4 protein-coding genes are annotated in these 4,682 nt (G+C 37.4%); all 4 read left to right on the top strand.

What is annotated here, in order from left to right; genetic code table 11:
- The first annotated feature begins 602 nt into the window (after window positions 1-602).
- Genes K334_RS0112605 through K334_RS0112590 form a run of 4 tightly spaced genes read left to right on the top strand, consistent with a single transcriptional unit; the run spans window position 603 to window position 4,609 of the window.
- Complete coding sequence (locus K334_RS0112605) at window positions 603-1,562, top strand: TOMM precursor leader peptide-binding protein (RefSeq protein ID WP_008449695.1); 960 nt, start codon at window positions 603-605, stop codon at window positions 1,560-1,562.
- Window positions 1,563-1,574: 12 nt separating this feature from the next.
- Entirely contained in the window at window positions 1,575-2,870 is a 1,296-nt protein-coding gene (locus K334_RS0112600) for a YcaO-like family protein (protein WP_009012965.1), read from the top strand.
- Window positions 2,871-2,874: 4 nt separating this feature from the next.
- Complete coding sequence (locus K334_RS0112595; RefSeq protein WP_009012966.1) at window positions 2,875-3,759, top strand: SagB/ThcOx family dehydrogenase; 885 nt, start codon at window positions 2,875-2,877, stop codon at window positions 3,757-3,759.
- Window positions 3,737-4,609 carry an ABC transporter ATP-binding protein gene (locus K334_RS0112590; RefSeq protein ID WP_008449715.1) on the top strand — a complete coding sequence of 291 codons (873 nt, stop codon included), beginning with the start codon at window positions 3,737-3,739 and terminating at the stop codon, window positions 4,607-4,609. Before K334_RS0112595 ends, K334_RS0112590 begins: the two co-directional genes overlap by 23 nt.
- Window positions 4,610-4,682 lie beyond the last annotated feature (73 nt).

Here is a 4,682-nt window from a genome sequence, read left to right as displayed (position 1 = left end):
TGGGTGCTTCAAGTTCAAATTATCTGCAAATTCAGTAATGAGAGGACGTGTAAACGCAATAAGAACCTTCAAGGGCTTAGTTGCGGATTTGAGGTAAATGAAATATATGAAACAGTCCTGGCTGTGTAAACAGGAGCGGATACCGAAAAGCTTACGAGTAGGTTTCTTTAAAATAATACAATTATGAAAACGAAAAAACTACTAAGCCACACAAATTATGCAGCTAAAGTTGTTGCTTCAGGTTGTTGCTGTAATTGCAATTCATGTTGCTGCTGCTGGTCACTTTTCTCCTCCAGTGCATCCATGGAACAGGCTGCTGTAGCCTAATAGTAGCCAAATGAGTGTAGCTCGTTTTGAGTCAGCTATTCTCTAAATCATTAAAAACGAGGTTGTTGTGAAATCACACACATATACTACGATTATTAGTTTATGGTACGATTATTCACATTTATCTGTTACGCAGAATGAGATTTTAGCAGTTATTCAAACAACTATCAAAAATCAACAAGTCTGTTTTTGAAGCCAGACTATCTTTCGATTCATCACGAAAGGAAGAAGCGGAAGATAGCTGGTTTCGATTTTACCCATTAAATTAAAAAACAATGAAACAATTTGATATATTCTTCGATAATGACAATAAACTGTATCAAGTAAGAACCAAAACAGATACAACAACCATAGAATTTACAGATTCCGAAAAAGAACTGATTTTTAAAGACTTGATCAGATTGTACGATACACGGGATAAAATATCTTTTTCAACAATCCAAAAACTATTAAATAAGGCTGACTATAACAAACTTTTGGATGTAGTAAAAGAGTTACAAGAATGTGGAATTCTAGATGAACTGAATTTCGAAGCAGAAGGTGCCACTGTTATTTCTGATATATATAATGAAGTCAATCACAAACCGGTTTCAGAAATGAAGATTGCTTATATTGGCAATACAGATTTTGGCAACCAAGTGAAAGAGAAATCATCCGAATATAACATAGAACATTTTGTTATCTACTCAATAGATGAATTGTCGGATGAAACAATTGAGTCAATCCTCTGTAACAGCGATTTTATCATTGTTGATTCTTTGACTTGGAATCCGTACAAAATGCACATTATCAACGAGAAGGCATTGAAACACAGCAAACCATGGTTATTGATTGAAGGACTGACTTTCTCTGGAAAATTCAGTATTGGGCCGATTTTCCACGGCAAATACACAGGATGTTATGATTGTTACAAAAATAGAATAAGGAGCAATGACGAATTCATCAACTTCAATGACTCTTACGTTAAATACCTTGAAACAGAGAAAGCATCAGCAAAACCAGACTTGAATATCCAACCAGTAGTAAAGGATATGGCTTCCGCTATTGTAATTGCAGATATGCTGAAGTTTCTTTATGCCTGGTATCCCCCGGAAACTTGGAAGTGTTGTATATTGATAAATCCGTCCAATTATGAAGTAGAAAAGCATACTTTTATAAAAGCTCCGATTTGTCATGTATGTAAACCAGCATTGGATTATAATCCGGCTCCGTGGCTCGAATCAGTAACTCTTTAACATAAAAAAACAATGGATGCAGTCAACAACTCTCTGATTAAAGGTACAATGCTGATTTCCAATCAGTTTGGAATCGTAAATCATGTATCCAAATTACCCAGGCTCAATTACGATCCTAAACTTGTAAGCTTTGGTATTTGGCCCAGCAACACTCTGGCTTTCGGAGCAGAAAAGTATGAAGGAAGAAGTAGCGGATGTAACTTTGATCTGCAAAAGTCATTTATGGGAACTTTAGGTGAAACGGTAGAAAGGTATTGCCCCGTATTCTACAATAAAGAGAATATGATCCTAAGTTCTTATAAAAATCTAAAAGTACACGCTATACCGCCCTCGGAATATGCCTTGTTCCATGAGAAGCAATATGCCCAGGAAAATTATCCTCTCCATCGGTTCGACGAGAATATCGAATTACATTGGGATAAATGCATGGATATTACTAATGGGAAAGAAACCTGGGTTCCCGGAGCATGCATCTATCTTCCCTGGTCATGTGAAAAGCAATGGATAAATGTAAGTACATCAACAGGCTTGGCAGCACATACGAATTGGGACAAGGCTTTGCTGGTTGCATTACATGAAGTCATTGAAAGAGATTCGTTTTCTCTCACTTGGTGGCAGAAAATAAGCGCTCCAAAAATTATTATAGACGAGGATATCAGCCATTTTATCCATGAGCGTTTTCCAGCAAGCTACGAGTGGCATTTTATGGATATAACTTACGATTTAGGTATTCCGACAGTTTATGGTATCTGTTTCGGTGAAGCCGAATATGGTAAATTTGTAGCCGTAGGCACTGCGACAAGAGACACCTATGGCGAAGCATTGAAGAAAGTTATTCTCGAAATGGGGCAAAGCGTCAGCTATTTCAGATATTTGTTAGGAGAGAAAAAGAATTGGCAGCCTTCTGAAAACTTTCATACATTACTGGATTTCGAAGACCATTCTATACTATATATAAAAAAACCAGAACTGTGCGAGGTCTTCAAAATCTGGACGGAAACAAAGCCGACCAGAAAGATTGATTTTCTTGAAGAGTCTGCACGCTCAACCAAAGAGAACATCCGGCACATTACCAGCGTACTGAAGTCCAAAGGTTACAATGTATTAGTAAAAGACATCACGACTCCTGATGTAAATCAGGCAGGCTTCTATTGTCTGAGGGTTATCGTTCCTCAATTAATACAAATGGGTGGTGCGTATTCCTTTTATTTCCTGGGCGGAAAAAGACTATATACGATACCGCAGGAACTAGGCTACAAATGCTATCCTTTTGAAGAATTAAATGTATATCCACATCCATTCCCTTAATAATATGAAAACAATAAAATCAAAAGCATTAATAGCAAGCTTAGATTCAGGACTATATGGAGCTAAAAATTTTGGTGAATCGTTGGCTTTGATTTTTAACGAGAATGTGAAATTTGATAAGTTTCTGATTCGCAAACAAGTTGAAAGTATCCAAAGTTTCTCCAATAAATACGTCCACCAACGCTCGTGCCAACCGTATAAAGTGTTTCCCACCAGCAAAGAGTATGATTTGAAACCTTATCTCAAAGAGATGCCTGGTAGTGAAAAAACCAATCTATTCAATATCCTTGCTAAGCGCCGTTCCGGAAGAGCCTATTCTCCTTACTCCATTTCGCTCAACGAGCTGGCGCTACTCTGCCATTATAGCTATGGAATTAGCGGAGAAGACTTTAATAAAGAATCAGAAGCTACGTTACGATTCAGAACGGTTCCATCTGCAGGTGCCTTATATCCACTTGAATTATACGTATATTTGAATACAAGTGTATTGCCTAAAGGAATTTACCATTATAGCCCCAATAAGTCAGTTCTCGAATTCATCAAAGAAGAAGATTATATGGAATATTTAAGAGAAAATCTCGTAGCAGAACCTTTCGTGGATTTGCAACATTGTAGTTGCGTGTTCTTCATCACGTCCTTCTTTGAGAGAGTACTTATCAAATATGGCGACAGAGGCTACCGATTTATACTTCAGGAAGTTGGATTTTTAACTCAGAACATCTCGTTACTCGCCGAATTTCTCGAACTTGGCTCTTGCGTTCTGGGAAGCTACGTTGATGACAACATCAACCAGATCCTCTCTGCTGACGGAACCTTTGAAACTGTGCAAAATGTGATTGTAATTGGAAAAAACAAGGAGGTTCAAGATGACAATGTTACAAGCAAATAATATTTCTTTTTCGATTCAGGGTACTTCCATCCTGCGCAATGTATCGCTGGAAGTTAATCCTGGAGAAATTGTAGCTCTATTAGGACAGAACGGTTCCGGAAAGACAACATTCATTGAGTTGTTGTGTAATATGATGAAATGTTCATCCGGCAATTTCGCATTTTTCGGAAAAGGCAACTTCGACCAGAACAAACAGAATATTGGTGTGCTTTGGGATAATCCGGTTATTTTCCCCATGTTAAAAGTCAAAGAAATAATCGGATTCACTCGAAGAATCTATAACATATCGGAATTGCCACGAGACATCTACGATTTCCTTGAATTAGATAAGATAAAGAATAGGTTCTTTTATCAACTTTCAAAAGGGGAAAGAAAAAGGGTTGCCATTTTTTTGTCCGTATTACATAACCCGTCATTGTTGATTCTGGATGAACCGACCGCCGATCTCGATCCGATGATAAGGGAGGTTATCTGGAGGAATATTTTCAAAAGCAAAAACCGGGGTGTCCTGTTCACGACACATCTTTGGGAAGAAGCCGGAAAATATGCAACCAAAATCTATTTTATCTACGAAGGGAAAATTATCTCGAAAGCATTGAGCCCGCAGGAATTGATAAATGAGTCGGCATATCAGCAAAAGATTGTCATCTCTAAAGAACTGTCCGGCACTGATCCTTTTGAAAATGATGAAAATGTATTGGTCATCCCAGATGATAAATTCCTCAAAATATACTTGAAGAGAGAAGATACCAAAACATTACAAAAGGTTCAGACCCGAACCTACAATTTTTCACTTATGCCTGTTGAGTTAGAGGATATATATCAAATTTTAGTAATGATAAAAAAATAACTTGGTATTTTTTTCTCTCTCTCCATGAAACCATATAGTTCCATTTCTGGAGTTTTTCATCAATTGAATACAC

Origin of the sequence: Segatella baroniae DSM 16972 = JCM 13447, from assembly GCF_000426585.1 — a bacterium.
Classification (GTDB): Bacteria; Bacteroidota; Bacteroidia; order Bacteroidales; family Bacteroidaceae; genus Prevotella; species Prevotella baroniae.
This window is presented reverse-complemented; position numbering and strand designations above follow the sequence as displayed.